At 58.5% G+C, this 19,460-nt stretch carries 15 protein-coding genes and 1 pseudogene; all 16 read right to left on the bottom strand.

Annotation, left to right across the window (positions count from 1 at the left end; translation table 11 throughout):
- Positions 1-5 precede the first annotated feature (5 nt).
- Positions 6-1,364 carry a flagellar protein export ATPase FliI gene (gene fliI, locus ACA058_RS07705; RefSeq protein ID WP_497638559.1) on the bottom strand — a complete coding sequence of 453 codons (1,359 nt, stop codon included), beginning with the start codon at positions 1,362-1,364 and terminating at the stop codon, positions 6-8.
- Positions 1,354-2,136: a flagellar assembly protein FliH gene (fliH, locus tag ACA058_RS07700; protein ID WP_497638558.1), complete on the bottom strand. Its 783-nt coding sequence runs from the start codon at positions 2,134-2,136 to the stop codon at positions 1,354-1,356. Before fliH ends, fliI begins: the two co-directional genes overlap by 11 nt.
- A 4-nt stretch (positions 2,137-2,140) precedes the next feature.
- Positions 2,141-3,160 carry a flagellar motor switch protein FliG gene (fliG, locus tag ACA058_RS07695; RefSeq protein WP_497638557.1) on the bottom strand — a complete coding sequence of 340 codons (1,020 nt, stop codon included), beginning with the start codon at positions 3,158-3,160 and terminating at the stop codon, positions 2,141-2,143.
- Positions 3,153-4,934, bottom strand: coding sequence for a flagellar basal-body MS-ring/collar protein FliF (gene fliF, locus ACA058_RS07690; RefSeq protein WP_497638556.1), 1,782 nt, complete (start codon positions 4,932-4,934; stop codon positions 3,153-3,155). The genes fliG and fliF overlap by 8 nt, the downstream gene beginning before the upstream one ends.
- A gap of 15 nt (positions 4,935-4,949) precedes the next feature.
- The gene (gene fliE, locus ACA058_RS07685; protein ID WP_401309156.1) at positions 4,950-5,279 is read right to left on the bottom strand and encodes a flagellar hook-basal body complex protein FliE; all 330 of its coding nucleotides are present in this window, start codon (positions 5,277-5,279) and stop codon (positions 4,950-4,952) included.
- Between the two features lie 260 nt (positions 5,280-5,539).
- Entirely contained in the window at positions 5,540-6,925 is a 1,386-nt protein-coding gene (locus tag ACA058_RS07680) for a sigma-54-dependent transcriptional regulator (RefSeq protein ID WP_497638555.1), read from the bottom strand.
- 5 nt (positions 6,926-6,930) lie between these two features.
- Positions 6,931-8,022 (bottom strand): annotated as a pseudogene (locus ACA058_RS07675) (sensor histidine kinase); the annotation flags it as partial.
- 131 nt (positions 8,023-8,153) lie between these two features.
- Entirely contained in the window at positions 8,154-9,629 is a 1,476-nt protein-coding gene (locus ACA058_RS07670) for a sigma-54 dependent transcriptional regulator (RefSeq protein WP_110746134.1), read from the bottom strand.
- A 173-nt stretch (positions 9,630-9,802) separates the two neighbouring features.
- The gene (fliT, locus tag ACA058_RS07665; RefSeq protein WP_497638554.1) at positions 9,803-10,099 is read right to left on the bottom strand and encodes a flagellar protein FliT; all 297 of its coding nucleotides are present in this window, start codon (positions 10,097-10,099) and stop codon (positions 9,803-9,805) included.
- A gap of 15 nt (positions 10,100-10,114) precedes the next feature.
- The gene (gene fliS, locus ACA058_RS07660) at positions 10,115-10,513 is read right to left on the bottom strand and encodes a flagellar export chaperone FliS (protein WP_497638553.1); all 399 of its coding nucleotides are present in this window, start codon (positions 10,511-10,513) and stop codon (positions 10,115-10,117) included.
- A gap of 154 nt (positions 10,514-10,667) precedes the next feature.
- On the bottom strand, positions 10,668-12,041 hold the full coding sequence (fliD, locus tag ACA058_RS07655) for a flagellar filament capping protein FliD (protein WP_497638552.1): 1,374 nt from the start codon (positions 12,039-12,041) through the stop codon (positions 10,668-10,670).
- An 81-nt stretch (positions 12,042-12,122) separates the two neighbouring features.
- The gene (locus tag ACA058_RS07650) at positions 12,123-12,467 is read right to left on the bottom strand and encodes a flagellar protein FlaG (protein ID WP_497638551.1); all 345 of its coding nucleotides are present in this window, start codon (positions 12,465-12,467) and stop codon (positions 12,123-12,125) included.
- Positions 12,468-12,553: 86 nt separating this feature from the next.
- Positions 12,554-14,302 carry a flagellin N-terminal helical domain-containing protein gene (locus tag ACA058_RS07645; RefSeq protein ID WP_497638550.1) on the bottom strand — a complete coding sequence of 583 codons (1,749 nt, stop codon included), beginning with the start codon at positions 14,300-14,302 and terminating at the stop codon, positions 12,554-12,556.
- 240 nt (positions 14,303-14,542) lie between these two features.
- Positions 14,543-15,469 (bottom strand): ketoacyl-ACP synthase III, encoded by a 927-nt coding sequence (locus tag ACA058_RS07640; RefSeq protein WP_497638549.1) that lies wholly within the window; start codon positions 15,467-15,469, stop codon positions 14,543-14,545.
- A 350-nt stretch (positions 15,470-15,819) separates the two neighbouring features.
- On the bottom strand, positions 15,820-17,409 hold the full coding sequence (locus ACA058_RS07635; RefSeq protein ID WP_497638548.1) for a flagellar hook-associated protein 3: 1,590 nt from the start codon (positions 17,407-17,409) through the stop codon (positions 15,820-15,822).
- A 14-nt stretch (positions 17,410-17,423) separates the two neighbouring features.
- Positions 17,424-19,448, bottom strand: a complete 2,025-nt coding sequence (gene flgK, locus ACA058_RS07630) for a flagellar hook-associated protein FlgK (RefSeq protein WP_497638547.1) — start codon at positions 19,446-19,448, stop codon at positions 17,424-17,426.
- Between the last annotated feature and the right edge of the window lie 12 nt (positions 19,449-19,460).

The raw sequence follows: 19,460 nt of genomic DNA, 5'->3' as shown, positions 1-19,460 counted from the left end.
GCCGGTTAACCGCCCGCCGCGGGCGCGAAGATCGAGGCGAGATACGCTTCGCTTTCGCCCAGGCTGATGCTGTCGTTGAGGCCCTGGCGCAGGTATTTGACCAGTTGCGGCTGCAGGGAAATCGCCAGATCGGTCTCGCGGTCACCGCCGGCGACGTAGGCGCCGACGCTAATCAGGTCGCGGCTCTGTTGATAGCGCGACCACAACTGTTTGAAGTACTGCGCCCGGGCCATGTGTTCCGGCGACACCACCGCCGGCATGACCCGACTGATGGAGGCCTCGATATCGATCGCCGGGTAATGGCCTTCCTCGGCCAGTCGCCGCGACAGCACGATGTGCCCGTCAAGCACGCCCCGCGCCGAGTCGGCAATCGGGTCCTGCTGGTCGTCACCTTCGGACAGCACGGTATAGAACGCCGTGATCGAGCCACCACCCTTCTCGGCATTGCCCGCGCGCTCCACCAGTTTCGGCAACTTGGCGAACACCGAGGGCGGATAACCCTTGGTCGCCGGTGGCTCGCCGATGGCCAGGGCAATTTCTCGCTGGGCCTGGGCGAAACGTGTCAGCGAATCCATCAGCAGCAAGACGTTCTTGCCCTTGTCGCGGAAATACTCGGCGATTCGCGTGCAGTACATGGCGGCGCGCAGACGCATCAGCGGCGCATCGTCCGCGGGCGACGCCACTACCACCGAACGCTTGAGCCCTTCTTCACCGAGGATGTGCTCGATAAACTCCTTGACCTCACGGCCGCGCTCGCCGATCAGGCCGACGACAATAATGTCGGCCTCGGTAAAGCGCGTCATCATGCCCAGCAGTACGGATTTACCGACGCCGGTACCGGCGAACAACCCGAGCCGCTGACCGCGCCCGACCGTCAACATGCCGTTGATGCAACGAATGCCCACGTCCAACGGCTCGCTGATCGGCTCGCGCTTGAGCGGGTTGATGGTCGGTCCGTCCATGGGCACCCAGTCTTCGGCCTTCATCCCGCCCTTGCCGTCCAGGGCGCGGCCGGCACCATCGAGCACGCGCCCGAGCATGCTCATGCCCATCGGCAAGCGACCGCTGTCGGACAGGGGAACCACCCGGGCACCGGGTGCGATGCCGGCCACGCTGCCAACCGGCATCAGAAAGACCTTGCTGCCGGAAAAGCCCATGACTTCGGCTTCGACCTGCACCGGATGGTAGCTGTCATCGTTGATGACCATGCAGCGACTGCCCATGGCCGCGCGCAAGCCCTCGGCCTCGAGGGTCAGGCCGACCATGCGCAGCAGGCGGCCTTCGAGGATCGGTGCGCCAGCCAGTACCGTGGCCTCGGCGTAACTGCCCAGGCGCTTGGCGAAACTGGTGCGTTCAAGGCGCATCGGGGGCAGCCACTGGTTTGCTTGCGCTTGACAACTCAACGCTCAGATCCGGCGCGGCCGGGTGCAAGGCCTGTTCGTGAAGCTGGTCGAACAGCTTGTCCATCACCTGCGTAACACGGGTTTCGACCGTGGCATCGATACGGCTGTGTTCCGTTTCGACCCGGCAACCGCCCGGCAACAACGATTCATCCTCGACAATGCGCCAGGTTTCTTCATGACGCTCGCGCAGGGCTTTGACCTGCGCGAAATCCTGCGGATTGATGTACAGCCGCACGTTGTCAACGCCTAACGGCAACAGCTTGAGAGCCTCGCGCATGACATGTTCGAGCTGCGTCGAGTCAATGGCCAGTTCGCGCTGGATCACCTGTTTGGTCATGTGCCGCACGAGGTCGACCAGGGACTTTTCAATCTGGGTGTCTTGTTCGGCGATGGGTTCGAACAGATGCGCCATCAATTTTTCAAGCGCGGCAATCTTGGCTGCCAACGCCACTTCAGCTTCCTGACGAACCCTGAGCGTGGTGCTGTGGAATCCTTCTTTCTCGCCCACCGCGAAGCCTTCGTTGTAGGCTTCCTGGCGAATGCTCTCGAGCTCTTCGAGGGTCAATGGCTGGACTTCCTCCAGCGGCACTTCCTCCATTTCCGGCGGCTCGGGTTCGGGCTCTGGCTCAGGCTCGGGGGCCGGCGGATCGAAGCTGGGCAGCGCCCAGGTATCGAAACCACCGACATCCCTGGCCCGGATCAGGTCAGAGGACAGCTCATCATTCTTGGCCATGGTGTCAGATCATTTCCTCGCCGCCCTTGCCGCCGAGCACGATTTCGCCCGCTTCGGCCATGCGACGGGCAATGGTGAGGATTTCTTTCTGCGCGGTTTCCACATCGCTGACGCGCACCGGGCCCTTGGCCTCGAGATCGTCGCGCAACAGTTCGGCCGCCCGCTTGGACATGTTCTTGAAGATCTTCTCCTTGACGTTTTCATCCGAGCCCTTGAGGGCCAGCACCAGCACGTCGGAGGACACTTCACGCAGCAACGCCTGGATACCGCGGTCGTCGACATCGGCCAGGTTGTTGAACACGAACATGAGGTCTTCGATCTGACCGGACAGGTCTTCATCGACTTCGCGGATCGAGTCCATGAGCTGGCCTTCGATCGAGCTGTCGAGGAAGTTCATGATGTCTGCCGCGCGCTTGATACCGCCCAGGTTGGTGCGCGAAGCATTGGAATTGCCGGAGAACTGCTTCTCGAGAATCTGGTTGAGTTCCTTGAGGGCCGCGGGCTGCACGGTGTTCAGCGAGGAAACCCGCAGGATGATATCCAGGCGCACCTTGTGGTCGAAGTTGCCCAGCACTTCACCGGCTTGATCCGGATCGAGATACGCCACCACGATCGCCTGGATCTGTGGGTGCTCGTATCGAATCACGTCGGCGACCGCGCGCGGCTCCATCCACTTCAGGCTGTCCAGGCCGCTGGTATTGCCGCCCAGCAGGATGCGATCGATCAGGCCGTTGGCCTTGTCTTCGCCCAGGGCCTGGGTGAGCATTTTGCGCACATAGTCATCGGAACCAACGCCCAGGCTGGTCTGGTCGCCGACGGTTTCGACGAACTCGCTCATCACCTGCTCGACCTGCTCGCGGTGCACGTTACCCATCTGCGCCATGGCCACGCCGACACGCTGGACCTCTTTGGGCCCCATGTGGCGCAGCACCTGGGCAGCATCGGTTGAGCCCAGCGACAGCAGCAGGATCGCGGCTTTGTCGACCTTGCTCAGTTTGGCGGCAATGGCTCGGTTATCACTCATCTGCGTTAATCCACTCTTTCACGACCTGGGCGACACGACCCGGGTCTTCTGCCACCAGACTCTTGATGGCGTTCAACTGCGCGTCATAGCCTTCGCTCGGGCTCGGCAGCAAGATGCTGGTCGGGCCACCGAGGCTGATCCGGTCGTTGGCCAGCTCGCCGTCCAGGCCGCCCATGCCACCCAGCTCGGCGTCGCTGCCGATGCCTGCCAGTTGCTTGCCTTTGCCGCCCCCAGTGATGTTGTTGAGCACGGGACGCAGCACACCGAACACCAGCACCAGAATGAACAGGACGCCCAACAGCTGCTTGACGATGTCCCAGAACCACGGCTGGGAGTAGAACGCAATATCGGCAATCACTTCACCGCGCTCGGCGGAGAACGGCATGTTGATCACGCTGACGCTGTCGCCACGGCTGGCGTCGAAACCGACCGCATCCTGAACCAGGCGGGTAAAACGTGCCAACTCATCGGCGCTCCACGGCGCACGCGTGGTTTCACCGTTGGCCGGGTTGATCTTGACCTGATCATCGACCACCACCGATACCGACAGGCGATTCAATCGGCCCTGCTGTTGCTTGGTGTGGCTGATGGAGCGGTCCAGCTCGAAGTTCTTGGTCGATTGCTGACGCTTGTCCGCAGGATACGGTGCGAGCATTGGCTGGCCGGTGGCCGGGTCCATGACTTGCTGGCCGTTGGCGTCGAGCAATGGCTGACCGGGCTGCACCATACCGGCCGATGCGGTGGCGCCACCGGTGGTTTGCGGCGCCGAGGCTGGCGACGGTGGCTGGTTGCTCAGGGCACCCGGCACACCTTGCGGGCCGTTGCTGGTGGTACGTTGTTCGTTGACCGACTGCTCGCTGCGCAACGCCGGCTGATCCGGGTTGAATTGCTCCGAGGTGGACTCGACGGCGCTGAAGTCGACATCGGCCGAGACTTCGGCTTTGTAGCGGTCGTTGCCCAGCACCGGTTGCAGAATGTTGTGCACGCGCTGGGTGAGCATGCTCTCCATGCGGCGGCTGTAATCGAATTGCTTGCCGGCCATGGTCAGTTCGGAATTTTCCGCCTGATCGGAGAGCAGGTTGCCTTTCTGGTCGACGACGGTGATCTGCGATTTGCTGAGTTCGGGAACACTGGTGGCCACCAGATTGATGATGGCCACGACCTGGCCCGGCTCCAGCGAACGTCCGGAATACAGCTCTACCAACACCGAAGCACTCGGCTTGCGCTCGTCGCGCACGAACACCGAACTTTTCGGGATCGCCAGGTGCACCCGGGCACCCTTGACATTGTTCAGGCTGGAAATGGTGCGCGCCAGCTCGCCTTCCAGGCCGCGACGATAACGAGTCGCTTCCATAAACTGACTGGTGCCCAGGCCCTGTTCCTTGTCGAGGATTTCAAAACCGATATTGCCATCGCTGGGAGTGACACCAGCGCCCGCGAGCTTGAGACGCGCACGGGACAGGTCTTCGGCCTTGACCAGCAAGGCTCCGGAATTGGGTTCGACGGTATAGGCAATATCGGCGGCGGCCAGGGTATCCATGACCTGCTTGGCGTCCATGCCGGCAAGGCTGCCGTACAGCGGACGGTAGTCCGGCTGCTGGGACCACAACACCACGGCAAAGCCAATCGCCACACTCGCGGCCAGGCCGACCAACAGGCCCACCTGACGCAACATGGTCATCTCGGAGAGGTTTTCCAGGAAGGACAATCCGAACAGCGGTGGCTTGCCGTCTATGGAATTGGCCTTGGCCGGAACATTGTCAGCATCTGCCATGACTCAATCTCGTCCTTAAACCGGCATCTGCATGATGTCTTGGTAAGCCTGAACCAGCTTGTTGCGCACCTGGGTCAGTGCCTGGAAAGACACGCTGGCCTTTTGCGAGGAAATCATCACGTCCGTCAGGTCGACGCCGCTCTTGCCGATCTCGAAGGCATTGGCCAACGCCGATGAAGCCTGCTGGGTATCGTTGACCTTGTTGACGGCCTGACCGAGCATGTCGGCAAAGCTGCTGCCATTCAGTTCAGGGACGGCGGCAGTCGATTTCGGCGCAGACATGGCGTCCATTTGCATGGCGCGCATATCCAGCATCAATCGATTGAATTCAATACCTTGGCTCATGCTCTACTCTCTCTGGCGGCCCGCAATTTTTTGACGCTCACTCAGCGGGTAACGAGGTGTTAGCAACAAGGGTGCCAGCTCCATGACCACCTCAGACAAAAGCTCTCTGATCCCGACGCAATCCCGTAGGAGCGAGCATGCTCCGGGCGGCGTTCCGACGATGGTCGTCAACGAAAACGCTGGCTGTCTGACTTCCCGCGGCGCTTGTGCCTCCATCGCGAGCATGCTCGCTCCTACAAGGGCCAGGTGCAGGCCAGCGGTCAGGTGGCAAACAAAAAGGCTTCCACGTCCATTCCGGCATCGCGCATCTGCGCCAGCTTGTAGCGCAAGGTGCGCGGGCTGATGCCCAGGCGCTCGGCGGCCTCTTTGCGGCGACCGCGCTCGGTGCGCAAGGTGTCGATGATCATCTGGAACTCACGGCGCCGCAGATCGTCGCCCAGCGCCCCGCCAGACTCGGCCTCGACCACCCGCACTGGTGCCGGTGCGGGCGCCAATGGCGGCAACGGCGCGCAAGCGATCGGCCCGCTCAGGCAGAAATCCTGCGGCTCGATCATGCCGCCCTGCTGCAGGATCAGCGCGCGCTGCAGCGCATTGTCCAGCTCACGCACATTGCCCGGCCACGGATAGGCGATCAGGCACGCCTGGGCCGCGGGGGACAGTCTCGCCGCGGCATGCTTCATTTTATTGACGTGCCTGGCCAAGAGTCGCTCGGCCAGCGGCAGGATATCGGCGGTGCGCTCGCGCAAGGGCCGCCAGGCCAGCGGGAAAACCGACAGGCGATAGTACAGGTCTTCACGAAAACGCCCCGCTGCCACCTCACCCGCCAGATCCCGGTTGGTGGTCGCGACCACGCGGATATCCAGGGCTATCGGCCTGCGCGCACCGACTCGCTCAACCTCGCGCTCTTGCAGCACCCGCAGCAATTTGGCCTGCAGACCCAGGGGCATTTCGGAAATTTCATCGAGCAGGATCGTCCCGCCATCGGCCTGTTCGAACTTGCCGGGCTGCGCCGCGATGGCACCGGTGAACGAGCCCTTTTCGTGACCAAAGAGCGTGGCCTCCAGCATGTTGTCCGGAATCGCCGCGCAGTTGATCGCAATGAAAGGCTGACTGGCGCGGTGGGAGTGCTGGTGAATGTAGCGCGCCAGCACTTCCTTGCCCGTGCCGGATTCCCCGGAGATCAGCACCGTGGAATCACTGCGCGCCACCCGCGCGGCCAATTCCAGCAACTGCGCACTGGCCGGCTCGAACGCCACGGGCCCTTCGCGATCGGTGCTGCCGACACTGCCCAGCGCATGCCGCGCGACCAGGTCGAGCAGCGCCTTGGGCTCGAACGGTTTGACCAGATAATCCACGGCCCCTTGGCGCATCGCATCCACCGCGCGCTCGACGGCACCGTGCGCCGTCATCAGCAACACTGGCAGTTGCGGCTGTCGCACCCGCAGCAAACCGAGCAATTGATGACCATCCATGCCCGGCATGTTGACGTCGCTCACCACCAGATTGAACGCCTCGGTTCCCGCAACCTCCAGGGCTTCCTGCGCCGAAGCCACGGCCTTGTAATCGTGGCCGGCAAGCAACAGCGTGTCTGCCAGCGCTTCGCGCAAAGCGCGATCATCCTCGACCAGTAGAACCTTGATAGCCATGACCTTCACTCCACTCCCTGGGCGCTGCTTTTGTCACTGACAAAAAGCGGCAACAGCACCTGCGCACAGGTGCCGCGACCGATCCGCGAGCGCAAGCGCAACTCGCCTTGGTGTGCCCTCGCGACAGCCTTGACCACGGTCAGGCCGAGACCGGTGCCGGTGGTCTTGGTGGTAAAGAACGGCTCCCCCAGACGCGCCAGCACAGCGCCGTCGATACCGCTGCCGCTATCGCTGACGCACAACCGCAGGTGATTGCCACGGGTATACAGATGCACCTTCAAGCGCACATCAGCGGCACTGGCCTGAATGGCGTTCTCGATCAGATTGAGGATCGCACCGACCAGGGTGTCGCGATTGCACAGGAGTTCACCGACATGACTGTCGCATTGCCAGCGAATCGGCAGGTCCTGCACATGCGTTAGCGCCGCCGCTTGCAGTGATTGCATCAGCTGCGCCGGCGTCACGCGGTCGGTCAATGGCAGCTCGCCGCGCGCAAACACCAGCATGTCGCGCACTTGATGTTCCAGCTCATGCAAGCGTTCCTTGAGCCGGCCGGCGAAACGTTGCTGGGTGGCAACCGGCAGCGCCTGCTCGGTCAAGTGACTGGCGTAGAGCAAGGCCGCGGATAATGGCGTGCGAATCTGATGCGCCAACGACGCCACCATGCGCCCCAGGGAAGACAGGCGTTCGTGGCGTGCCAGTTGATCTTGCAGGTGTCGGGTTTCGGTCAGGTCGTTGAGCAGCACCAGTTGCCCAGGTTCCGCATCCAGCGAACGCGTGGCAATCGACAGGCGCCGACCATCCTTGAGGGAGACTTCATGACCGTCGTCTTCACGGGGGGCAAAGCAACGGGCAATGACCTGCCGCCACAGTTCACCTTCGAGAGGTAGGCCAAGCATTTCGCACGCCGCCGGGTTGGCTTCGCGCACGATACCCTGGGCGTCGATGACGATGACGCCACCGGGCAAAAGGTCGAGCAGATGTTGCAGGCGATTGGCCAGGCGTTCTTTCTCCGCCAGCTCCTGCATGCGCTGAGCGCTGACCACCGCCAACTCACCCTTGAGCTCGGTTACCCGGGCTTCAAGCATGCTGTGAGACATCTGGGCGGATGGGGGCATGGTGCTCTCTCGCTTGGCTGACCGTCAGTTAAACGGAACGTTGCGAGGGCTATAGCAATACCCGTGCCTAAAAAAAACTACTTGAAAATGAAGAGGTTGAAAAACAGGCGTCAATCATCCGCCTGTTCATCTCCATCACGACGACTCATACCGTACTTGCGCATTTTTTCCACCAGCGTGGTGCGGCGGATCCGCAGGCGTTCGGCGGCGCGCGCGACAATGCCATTGGCATCATCCAGCGCTTGCTGGATCAGGCCTTGCTCCAGGCCACCAAGGTAATCCTTCAGGTCCAGGCCTTCAGGTGGCAGCATGGCATGGGTGGTGAAGTCCGGGGTATGGCCATTGATTGCCACACGCTCTTCGAGATCGCTGCGCAGGGTGTCGACCAGTTGCTCGTCTTCATCGTCGACGTAGCGAAATTTCTTCGGCAGCTCGACCACGCCGATCACCCCGTACGGATGCATGATCGCCATGCGCTCCACCAGGTTGGCCAGCTCACGGACGTTGCCCGGCCAGCCGTGACGGCACAGCGACATGATGGCCGCGGAGTTGAAGCGGATCGAGCCGCGCTTCTCGTGCTCCATGCGCGAGATCAACTCGTTCATCAGCAACGGAATGTCTTCGACACGCTCACGCAGGGGCGCCATCTCGATCGGGAACACGTTCAGGCGGTAGTACAGGTCTTCGCGGAAGGTGCCGATCTCGATCATGCTCTCGAGATTCTTGTGGGTCGCCGCGATGATGCGCACATCGACGCTCTGGGTCTTGTTGCTGCCCACGCGCTCGAACGTACGCTCTTGCAATACGCGCAGCAGTTTGACCTGCATCGGCAGCGGCATGTCGCCGATTTCGTCGAGGAACAGCGTGCCGCCATTGGCCAGCTCGAAACGCCCGGCGCGACTGGTGATCGCCCCGGTGAACGCGCCCTTCTCATGGCCGAACAATTCGCTTTCCAGCAGCTCGGCCGGAATCGCTCCGCAATTGACCGGCACGAACGGTGCCTCGCGGCGCTTGGAGTGGTAATGCAGGTTACGCGCGACCACTTCCTTGCCTGTCCCGGACTCACCGAGGATCAGCACGCTGGCATCGGTGTCGGCCACCTGCTGCATCATCTGGCGCACATGCTGGATCGCCCGGCTGGTGCCGACGAGGCTGCGGAACAGATTAGGTTCGCGATGCCGACCGCGCTCACGGGCCTGGTCGTACATCTCGCGATAGACCTGGGCACGGTGCAGCGAATCGAGCAACTTGCTGTAGCTGGGTGGCATTTCGAGGGTCGAAAGTACTCGGCGACGCTGGTCTTCCGGCAGGTCGATGGAAGAATTATCGCCCATCAGCAAAATCGGAAGGAACTCATCCCATGTCGAGAGTGTCTTTAACAAGCCCTGAAGCGAACCCGGAGCATTGACCGTCCCGATGAGGACGCAGATCACTTCACGACTAGACGACAGAGAGACGACAGCCTGCTGCCAGTCGTGGCTACCGCAGGGTAAATTTTCTTCACCGAGAAAATTTAAAATCACCGCCAGGTCGCGGCGGCGAACGCTATCGTCATCGATCAGCAGAATTTTGGTTTCACGCCACATGCAATCGTAACTTCCCTAGTCAACCCGGTGCCCGAAATGAGTGGGCAAGCTAGACGCTTGCAGACTGTTAATGCCTGTAGACGCCTGAAATCTGGAAACAGCCACTAGTAAAGTCAAAAAACCGTTCACAGTCAAATTTATGGCGCAATAAGCTCGGATTAACCAGATATTAATTAACCAAACAGATGGTAAACCTTTGCCGCGCTCTTCGCTTGGTTGATCTGCGACATCTCATCGACTATTGCCTGACGCTCGCCCATCGTTACCGTCAATAAATCTTTGTACACCGCCAGCAGACTTTCCAGATTGGTGCGCAGCGCTTCTTCGTCGATGGGTGCTTCGGTGAGCACCTCGTCGACGCATTCGCGGCAGGCTGAATCCAGTTCACCGATCGCGTCCCAGTTACGCTCCGCCAGTGCATCGATGAGCGCTTCGCGGGTTTGTTCAATCCGTTGCAGTGCTTGACTCATGGCGTCATCCTCAAACTAGACAGCTTGTTGATCGGCAATCGCATCCCAACCGCTTTTGACGGTAACCAACAGCCCCATCACTTCGTCGATTATCTGCGGGTCATTCTTCAGATTGGCGTTGGTCAAACGTTGAATCATATAGCCATAGAGGCTATCAAGCTGCTGCAGGGACTCATCTTCCTTGGCCCTTTCGGCATCGATGCCTTCGCGCAAACCACCGATGATATCGACAGCCTTGCCGATCATCAGGCCCTTTTGCGCAATGTCGCCACGCTCCAGAGCACCCTTGGCCTGGGCCATACGATCGAGACCGCCCTCCATCAGCATTTGCACCAGACGATGGGGACTTGCTTCGGAAATCTGCGCGTGCGAGTTGACACTTTGGTACTGGCGAAGGGCTCTCATGGGGTTCATGTCTGACTCCTTGAAAAAACGATTATCTGGCATTCATCTGCTATGACGGGCTATCGACCTGGCTGGAAAAAACTTTAATCAGCACCAGCCTTACAAAATGAAAAAAACCCGGAGCGCAGGATAAAGACGCCCGGGTTTTTCCACCTTGCTAGCGTCAATCGTCGCTTGTCTTGTTCAATGCATTGAGCGTGGTCATGATGCTCTTGGACGAGGCGTTCAACTGCGCCACCAGGGTATCCATGGCCGTGTACTTGGCGGTCAACGTGGTTTGCAGGTTGGCAATTCGACGATTCAAGTCTTCCTGATCTACCTTAAGTGAATTCAGGCTATCGGTCAGGCTCGTCTGGCGCTGAGCCAGCACACCACCGGATTTCGCGTAAATATCGGTCGCGCTGGTCATGCGCTTGATGATGCCGTCCTTGCCGGTGAACAACTCGGCTACTTCGGAACCAAAAGCCTTCACCCCCTTATCCCACTTCGCATCGTCAATCGCCAGCAGGCCCGTACTTTTGTCGGTGTTGATACCTAGCTGGGACAGCATGCTCAGCCCACTGGCTCCTGAGCCTGCCTCTCCTCCCACCAATTCATTGCGCACGGAAGTCACCAGGCTGCGCATCGTGGCATCACCGGTGAGCGCACCGCCCGTGGTCGCAGCGCCGCCGGTCGCGGTCGCGGTGGAAGTGACCTTGGTCTGGGCATTGATAGCGGTCATCAGTGCGTTATAAGCCGTGACGAATGCTTGTGCAGACGTCTTCAACTGCGCGGTACTGGTCGACACAGTGATGGTGGATTTGCCCTCTGTAATCAGCTCCAGATTGACCCCGCTGAGCACTGAAGAGATTGAGTTGGAGGCCGACTCCATCTTCACATTATCCAGTGTGTATTCGGCGTTCTGCGGAACCGTGGTGACTATGTAGTCCTTGGTCAGCTCCTCAGCACCACTGAGGGTCAAATCCGTGCCCTTGCCGGTCGTCCCGGAACTCAATACCAGCCGGGAACCATTGGCATCGGTCAGTATGTTGGCGCTGATGTTTTTCGACTTGAGCTGGGAATTAATGGCGTCACGGGTCTCTTGCAGAGTCGCACCAGGTTCGATGCTGACACTATATTCAGAATTTGACTGGGAAATGGTCAGCGTCGTCGATTCCGTACCGCTATTGACCACGCTCGACGCCCCTCCCGCAAATACGGCGGTAGAAACCTTTGATGCCGTGGCCAGCTTGGTGACTTCGAGGGCATAAGTACCATTGGTAGCCGTATCAGTGACCGTTGTCTTGGCGATTTTATCATCGGAAGACGCACCGGAAATGCTACCGAAAGCGGAGGCCGTGTTGAGCTTGGCAATCGCTGCGCGGTAAGTGTCGAGCGCACTTTTAATCATCGAGAGACCAGACAGCGTGGTGCTGGTCGAAGTGGTCTGCTTGTCGATCTGAGCCTGCTTTGGCGCTTTTTCGGCATCTACCAAAGCCTTGACGATGCTCTGGGTATCGATTCCCGAGCCAATGCCACTTACCGTCGAACTTGCCATACCTTCTCTCCTTACCGGCCGGTCGCCATGTTCTTGACGAACAATTCACCCATAACAGCCATCATCAAAACACGTGCCAGATCAAACTCTTGCGTCAAATAGAAGACTGCTGGCATCACTCAAACTTGCTGCCAATTTCAAAGCCGCTTCTGAAGGCAGCTGGCGGATGACTTCACCGCTTTCTGTCGCGATCACCTTGACTACAACCCTGCCGGTCGAGTCATCAATCGAGAAATCCAGATTGCGCTTACTGGTCTGCACAAACTCTCGAATATCGGTCACCGCTTGCTCTAATTCTGCCCGCTTGGGCTGGTCCATCGGTGCCACTGCACTCGCATCGGCCGATTGCGGCGACGGTTTTGCGCTGGCTGCGCCCTGCTGCGTATTTACAGGCGGGGACTGATTCAAATTGACACTCATTTCCATTGCCATCACCTCAAATGAAAAATCAACGGAATGAATAAAAGGGCGCGTTAAACGCGCCCTTCTTTTTCACTGACCGGACGCTGGGATTACTGAAGCAGTTTCAGTACAGCCGATGGCAGTTGGTTGGCCTGGGACAGGATCGCGGTGGATGCCTGCTGCAGGGTTTGTTGCTTGGTCAGCTCTGCGGTTTCGGAAGCGAAGTCAGCATCTTGGACACGGCTACGAGCAGCGGAAGAGTTTTCCGAGATGCTTTGCAGGTTGGAAACGGTACTGTCGAAACGGTTTTGTACAGCACCAAGCTGAGCACGCTGGCTATCAACTTGCTGGATTGCACCGTCCAAAGCCTGGATCGCCTGTTGAGCGGTCGAAGGATCCAGGATGCTGAGGTCAGCAACGGTGGTTTCCATGGTAGTTGCTTCGGTGACTGCAGTAGCGGCGGCAGTGAGGCCCAGAGTCGCCAAACCAACACCACCACTACCCTCAGCAATAGTAATGTCGGAATCAGAGAACAGCTGCAGAGTGTTGTCAGCATTTTTGCTGGCAGACACGCCAGTGCTTGCGCTATTGATGGTCGAAACGATGTCTTCCATGGTCGAGCCAGCGCTGAATTTAACTTCCGAGCCATTGATGCTGATAGAGGTCGCGTCGATCAACTTCGCTTGAGTTGTTCCGCTGGAAAGGCCAAGTTTAGCCAAACCACCTGCACCACCGGTGCCAGTACCATTAGCAAGTTGGATCGCTTTACCATCAGTCGAATTCAACTCAATACGACCATTGGCGATGGTAGCAGTCACACCAGTATTTTGGGCAGTGTTGGCTAGATCGATCGCAGCTTTGATATCTGCCAAATCATCAGTAGCGGTGAAATTAACGTTCTGACCATTAATGTTAATTTGAGTAACTGCGCCCAACTCTGTGCCCGTACTTGCAGGCACCGCTGGGCTGCCTACAGTGGTAGTAGACAGAGTAAGACCGTAGGATGCGTCAGGGGTACCGCCAATAACAACGTCAGTACCCGCTGTATCGGTAAAAACAAGAGAGCCGGAGCTACCATCTGCAGTAAGCGTGGTGTTGCCATCAGCCAAGAGAGTCGAATTGATTAAGGTGGCCGCAGCATCAGCATCTGCTTCAGTACCCAACAATGTCACCGTTGTACCGTTAACGTCAAAACTACCGGCGGTACCGCCAGTGAACGCAGTACCTGTTTCAACGCGAGAAACAGCAGGAGTGGCGGCGGCAACAGGAGGAAACTGAACAACGTTACTGGTTACCGATGCTGACAGGTCAGTCAAGTCGCTCTTGATATTCGCTTCACTGTAAGTACCCTTCAATCCAGTGGCGCTCACATTCCCCATACCGAAAGAAATGGTTTCGTTAGCGCTCGAACCGATCTGGAACGACGTATTCGAGAAGGAACCGTCCAGCAGGTTACGACCACCGAAAGTGGTGCTGGTGGAAATACGGGTCAGTTCTCCCGACAGAGCAGTGAATTCTTGCTGCAGAGAAGTACGGTCATCGTCGCTGTTCGAACCGTTCGCCGACTGCAGGGCCAGTTCGCGCATACGCTGCAGAATACTGGTCGATTCTTGCATTGCGCCTTCAGCGGTCTGAGCGATGGAAATACCGTCGTTGGCGTTTTTGACAGCAACCGACAGACCTTTGATCTGGCTGGTCAGACGGTTGGCGATTTGCAGGCCGGCAGCGTCGTCTTTGGCGCTGTTGATTTTCAGGCCGGAAGACAGACGGCTCATCGAGGTGCTCAGAGCGTCGGAAGCCTTGTTCAGGTTTTTCTGAACGCCCAGGGAGGTGATGTTAGTGTTTACGGATAACGACATGACGAATTCCTCGTTGGTTGGGTGCTGCGGCTTCCGGCCCTGGCAACCGCCGGGTGTGGCCTAGAGAACCTTCGTAATAGTTATCGTCGTGAAAGCAGGTTGCTTGAGCGCTTTTTTGAATATTTTTACTAGCACCGTGCCATCCCTTGCATTTCAAGGCGTTGAGTCCACGCCCAAAATGCAAAAACGCCCATGACCTTGCGGCCATGGGCGTTTTTTTGGCGTTACTAAACTGACGCGTCAGGTGCGATGGATCAGCGCCGAGGCCCAAGACAGGCCCACACCAAATCCACTGATCGCTACACGCTTCCAGCTGGAGTCGAACATGTGCTTTTCCAGCAACAGCGGGATGCTCGACGACACGGTATTGCCGGTCTCGACCATGTCCTTGATGAACTTCTCCGGCTCGCTTTCAAAGCGGCGCGCCACTGCATCGACGATGGCCGCACTGCCTTGGTGAATGCAGAAGGCATCGATGTCCTGGGACGTGAGGCCTGACTGATTGAGCAATTCGTGCAAATGCGCCGGCACTTTGAGCAGGGCGAAGTTGAACACCTGACGCCCGTTCATGAAGAACACGCCGTCAGTCACCTTCAGATGCGGAGCACCGGAGCCGTCGGTGCCGAACTTGGCCTTGCCCAGCTGCCAGATGGCGTCTTCGCCCATCCAGGTGGCGGTGGCGGCATCGCCGAACAGCATGGTGGTGTTGCGATCTTCCGGGTCGACGATTTTCGAATACGGGTCTGCGGTGATCAGCAGGCCATTTTTCAGCCCGGCAGCTTCCATGAAGCCCTTGATTGCATAGATACCGTAGACGTAACCGGAGCAACCCAGGGAGATGTCGAAAGCGGCGACGTTGGTCGACAGGCCAAGTTTGTCCTGGACGATAGCCGAAGTGTGCGGCAGGCCCTCTTCGTCACCGTTCTGGGTGACGACGATCAGCACGTCGATGGATTGACGGTCGAGCTGAGGGTTGTTGGCGAACAACGCATTGGCCGCTTCGACACACAGGTCTGAGGTTTCCTGTTCTGCGTCCTTGCGCGGCAGGAACGCCGAACCGATTTTCCCGAGGATGAATTCTTCATCCTTCTCGAATTTTGCGCCCTGAGCATAGTTATCCAGCCCACTCGCTGGCACGTAGCTGGCAATGCTTTTTATGCCAATCATTGTGGCTTCCCAATACTAAATAGCTGGAGATCACCGCTCGCATGACCGAGAGGTACGACAATACTGGATTTCACCGAGCGAAAAAAATACGGCACTGACGCTCCAGAAACCCTGAAAACACGCCCGGCAAGGGTGCAGCCCCTGCCCATCCTTTTTGACACAATACAGTGAAGATGCGCTTTATGACTCGCAGGTCACGCATTATGCGTGGCTGGCAGCAAACATCCACCCACAAACAAGCGATCAGCCGCCCACAGGATGACGAAAAAAATATTTGAGTGAGTCAAGAAACACGATTGCAGGCAAACGAGACACTGCCGGCATCGCAGATACCGGCAGTCGAGAGGGGATCAGAGTTTGTTGAACAAGCTCAGCTGGGCAATTTTCACAAAGGCCAGTTGCGAGGCCTGCAACAGCGATTGCTGGAACGCCAGGTCGATAGATGCCTTTGAGACATCAGTATCACCAATAGCCGCCTGGGTACTGGTGTTAGCCAGGCCCATGCTGACGTTTTCGGCGCTCTGGATATCAATGGCGTTCAATCGCGCACCTATTGTGCCGCGAACGATATCGACCTGCTCACTGGCATTGGAAAGGTTACTGATCGCCGCATTCACCGAGTCCTTCAGCTTGACCTGTGCCAGAACATTGCCATCGGCGGGTGTTTCCAACGCTTGGCGTAACTGACTCAAAGTGTCCAGGGCACTTTGCGTCTGGTGGCTACTGGCCCCCACCACGAACTGATCGTCCGCTTGCGGGGCACCGGTAAAATCAAGCTTCACGCCCGCGAACGTGATCGAGCCACCGGCCATTGCGCCCCCACCGATTGCCTTGCTGTCTGCGCCCATTGGCTGGGCATAGATCTGATAATTGCTGGCATCGGTGAATTTGATAACCACGCCGCTGTTGGGAAACCCGTTGACGTAGTCTGCCTGGTTATCGACGCCGGACCCGGTGATCTGAGCCGTCGAACCGTTGCTCGGTGTGCGTGATGCGTTGAAGCTGTCAGGCTTGGTGCCCAGGGAAAAGATGTGATCCTTGACCTCTTGATCAGGGGTCATTGGCAGCGTGGTCACCGGATCCACCGGCGCCTTGAGTCGCAAAGAAATGTCGAACTCCACCCCCCGCAGACTGATAGTCGAGCCACCCTCTTTACTCGAATCGAATGTGCCATTTCCAGACACCTCGCTCGTGACATCGTTACCGTCCTTGTCGGCGATGGTGTAATGAGTGCTGTCTACAAACTTCAGTTCGTAGGGCTCTCCAGCGGCAAATTTCTTGATGTAGGCCGCATTCGACTGCACCAGGCCAGCAGACACGGAAACGGTACCGTCATTGGGCTTCGACGGATCGAGGACCGCCTGGGTGCGCCCCGAGTTCGTCGCCGATTCAAGAATGCTTTTACCGGTATCGTTGGTGGCCATGGACAAGGTGTCCGACACCTGCAGGCTCAACTGCGTGTCGTCACCCTGATAGGTGTAGGTGCCGTCGTTGTTACGCACATAGGGCGGTATAGAGGTTTTCGAGCCAGCAAACATGTAGTTGCCCGACGAGTCCTTGCTGTTGAGCAAACCCAGGACTTGCTGTTCAATCTCGCCTATCTCGCTGGCGATGGATTTTCGATCAGCATCATTGATACCACCATTACCCGCCTGAAGCGCCAACTCACGAGCACGCTGCAACGCAGTGTTGACGCTGTCCAGCACGCTTTCCTGGTTGGTCAGCGAACTCTTGATACTGCCCATGTTGGTGCTGTACTGCCCCAGCAAGTCTTTCTGCTGTTGCAACATCAGCAACTTTGCAGCGCCAACAGGATCATCACCGGCACTCTGAATACGCACGCCCGAAGTGATCTGCTCCTGAGTCTTGACGATCGAGGAAAAATTATTCTGATACTTGGCCGCACTCGTCTCAAAGTACTGGGCTGTAGAAATTCGCATCGTCGAAGACTCCCTTAAAGACTGTTGATCAGCGTGCTGAAGGTTTCTTGCGCGGCCTTGATAATCTGCGACGACGCGGTGTAGTACTGCTGGAACTTGACCAGGTCGGCGGCTTCGTCGTCCAGGTTGACTTGGGAGACCGACGCGACTTCGGATTTGGCCCGGGACAGAATCGCGCCACTGGCCGTACTGTCACCCAGGGCCTGGCTGGCCTTGGCGCCCACCTGTTCGACCAGACGGCTGTAGGCGGTGGTCATGCTCATCCCGGCGTTGCCGCCCGTCACACCCACCGTTGCCTTGGTTTGCAAAGCCAACAGCTGATTGGCGTTGCTGTTGTCCTTCTTGCCGTCCGCGTTGAACGCGACTTCGTACTTGTCATTCTTCGACGGCGAGCCACTGACCGTCGTATTGAACGAAAACGACTTGCCGGGGATCGGAGCGCCTGACGCGTCAAGCATCGGCACATTGATGGTCAGGTCATTGCTTTGGCCGGGGACGATGGTGCCCGTGCCGATGCTCTGCCCTTTCGCGTTGAACACTTCATAGGCTTGACTACCACCGGCCGCATCCTTGAAGGCCAGGGTCACCGGCATCGAGTCCTTGATGCCTGCCTGCAGCGCGGCCAGATCGGCACCACCATAGATATCCAACGGGGTGGACAGCACCGGAGGGGTCAATGCGCCGGTTCCGCCATTGCTCGTGCTGCTGGTCGCAACCAGCGGGCCGGCAAAAGCGAGCTTGTTCGAGTCGGTCATCTGGGTCTTGATGGAACTCGCGGCGTTGCGAGTCGGGATCACCTTGAACGAATCACCCGCGCTAAGACCGCCGCCGTTCAGATCAAGCTTGAAACCATCGATTTCTGCTGCCGGCGACAGGTCGAAAGAGCCCATGTCCTTGCCGTCGGAACGCTTGACCGTGTACTTGTCGGCCGCAGTGAAGGTCACCGCGTAATCGAACGTGGTCAGCGCACTGGAATTGGTAATCGTGACATCCAGATTGCCTGAACCTGCACTGTTGTTCGACGACCCCAGGCTGCGCTGGCTGATCGCGGCGGCACTGTTGATGTTGGAGAACAGCGAAGCGCCAAACTCGCCGTTGGCGTCGAGCCCTTGGCCCAATTGGCTATTGATCTTGTCAGCCATCACCAGGGCGGTGCGGCCCAGGTCATTCTGCGCCGGTACCAGCACATCGTCGCGATAACGCAACAGGCCACCGATCTTGCCGCCGCTGATGACAGAGGTGACGTCACTGCTTTTAGACGGCGAGTTGAGCTGAATATTCAGCTGGCTTTTGTCGATGCCGGTGCGGGCGGTCGAGAGGGTGTTCGATGTGTTGCCCAACACCAGGGGCTGGCCGTTCCCCAAAGAGACGTTGTAACTGCCGTTCTGCTCCTGGACCGTGACACCCACCAATTCGTTGAGCGAGCGGACCGCTTCATTGCGGGCATCGAGCAAGTTGTTCGGGCCACTGCCGGAAGAACTGCTGGCCTGGGCAATCTGCTGGTTCAACGAAGCAATTGACGACGTCAGCTGGTTGACCTGCCCGGTCAATGTCGTCAACTGACTGTTGATCCCCTCGTTCTGTTGCGCCATTTGCGTCGCCAGGGCGTTGAAGCGGTTACTCAGGGTTTGCGCGTTAGTCAGCAGCAGTTGCCGGGCGGCGGTGTCGCTCGGTGTACCGGCGGCCGTCTGGACCGAAGAGAAGAAGCTGCTCAACACCGCACTGATCCCCGTGGTCTTGTCGGAGAAAAGCTTGTCGAGCGGGTTTACCTGATCGAGGTAGGCGTTGGCGTCACTGCTCAGCGATGTGGAGGTTTGCAACTGGTTATCGAGATAGGCGTTATAGACCCGACGCACATCGGCCAGGGTTGTACCGCTGCCGATGAAAACGCCGCCATACGGGTTCGACGCATTGCTCACCTGATTGGTCTGCTGACGTGAATAGCCGGCCGTGTTGGCATTGGCAATGTTGTTGCCGACGGTCGCCAGTGAAACCTGGCTGGCATTGAGCCCCGACATCCCGATGTTGAGCAAACTCATGGTTCAGACCCT

The sequence above is a fragment of the Pseudomonas sp. LBUM1649 genome (assembly GCF_059716155.1).
The sequence above is the reverse complement of the archived record's forward strand: the minus strand, read 5'-3'. Positions and strand labels throughout refer to the sequence as shown.

What these genes read in the sequence shown, in the direction of transcription:
- flgK (WP_497638547.1), bottom strand. Translation starts at nt 19,448, where the DNA reads ATGAGTTTGCTCAACATCGGGATGTCGGGGCTCAATGCCAGCCAGGTT.
- ACA058_RS07680 (WP_497638555.1), bottom strand. Translation starts at nt 6,925, where the DNA reads ATGGCTATCAAGGTTCTACTGGTCGAGGATGATCGCGCTTTGCGCGAA.
- ACA058_RS07670 (WP_110746134.1), bottom strand. Translation starts at nt 9,629, where the DNA reads ATGTGGCGTGAAACCAAAATTCTGCTGATCGATGACGATAGCGTTCGC.
- ACA058_RS07640 (WP_497638549.1), bottom strand. Translation starts at nt 15,469, where the DNA reads ATGATTGGCATAAAAAGCATTGCCAGCTACGTGCCAGCGAGTGGGCTG.
- fliH (WP_497638558.1), bottom strand. Translation starts at nt 2,136, where the DNA reads ATGGCCAAGAATGATGAGCTGTCCTCTGACCTGATCCGGGCCAGGGAT.
- fliT (WP_497638554.1), bottom strand. Translation starts at nt 10,099, where the DNA reads ATGAGTCAAGCACTGCAACGGATTGAACAAACCCGCGAAGCGCTCATC.
- fliE (WP_401309156.1), bottom strand. Translation starts at nt 5,279, where the DNA reads ATGAGCCAAGGTATTGAATTCAATCGATTGATGCTGGATATGCGCGCC.
- fliS (WP_497638553.1), bottom strand. Translation starts at nt 10,513, where the DNA reads ATGAACCCCATGAGAGCCCTTCGCCAGTACCAAAGTGTCAACTCGCAC.
- fliI (WP_497638559.1), bottom strand. Translation starts at nt 1,364, where the DNA reads ATGCGCCTTGAACGCACCAGTTTCGCCAAGCGCCTGGGCAGTTACGCC.
- ACA058_RS07650 (WP_497638551.1), bottom strand. Translation starts at nt 12,467, where the DNA reads ATGGAAATGAGTGTCAATTTGAATCAGTCCCCGCCTGTAAATACGCAG.
- fliF (WP_497638556.1), bottom strand. Translation starts at nt 4,934, where the DNA reads ATGGCAGATGCTGACAATGTTCCGGCCAAGGCCAATTCCATAGACGGC.
- ACA058_RS07635 (WP_497638548.1), bottom strand. Translation starts at nt 17,409, where the DNA reads ATGCGAATTTCTACAGCCCAGTACTTTGAGACGAGTGCGGCCAAGTAT.
- fliD (WP_497638552.1), bottom strand. Translation starts at nt 12,041, where the DNA reads ATGGCAAGTTCGACGGTAAGTGGCATTGGCTCGGGAATCGATACCCAG.
- ACA058_RS07645 (WP_497638550.1), bottom strand. Translation starts at nt 14,302, where the DNA reads ATGTCGTTATCCGTAAACACTAACATCACCTCCCTGGGCGTTCAGAAA.
- fliG (WP_497638557.1), bottom strand. Translation starts at nt 3,160, where the DNA reads ATGAGTGATAACCGAGCCATTGCCGCCAAACTGAGCAAGGTCGACAAA.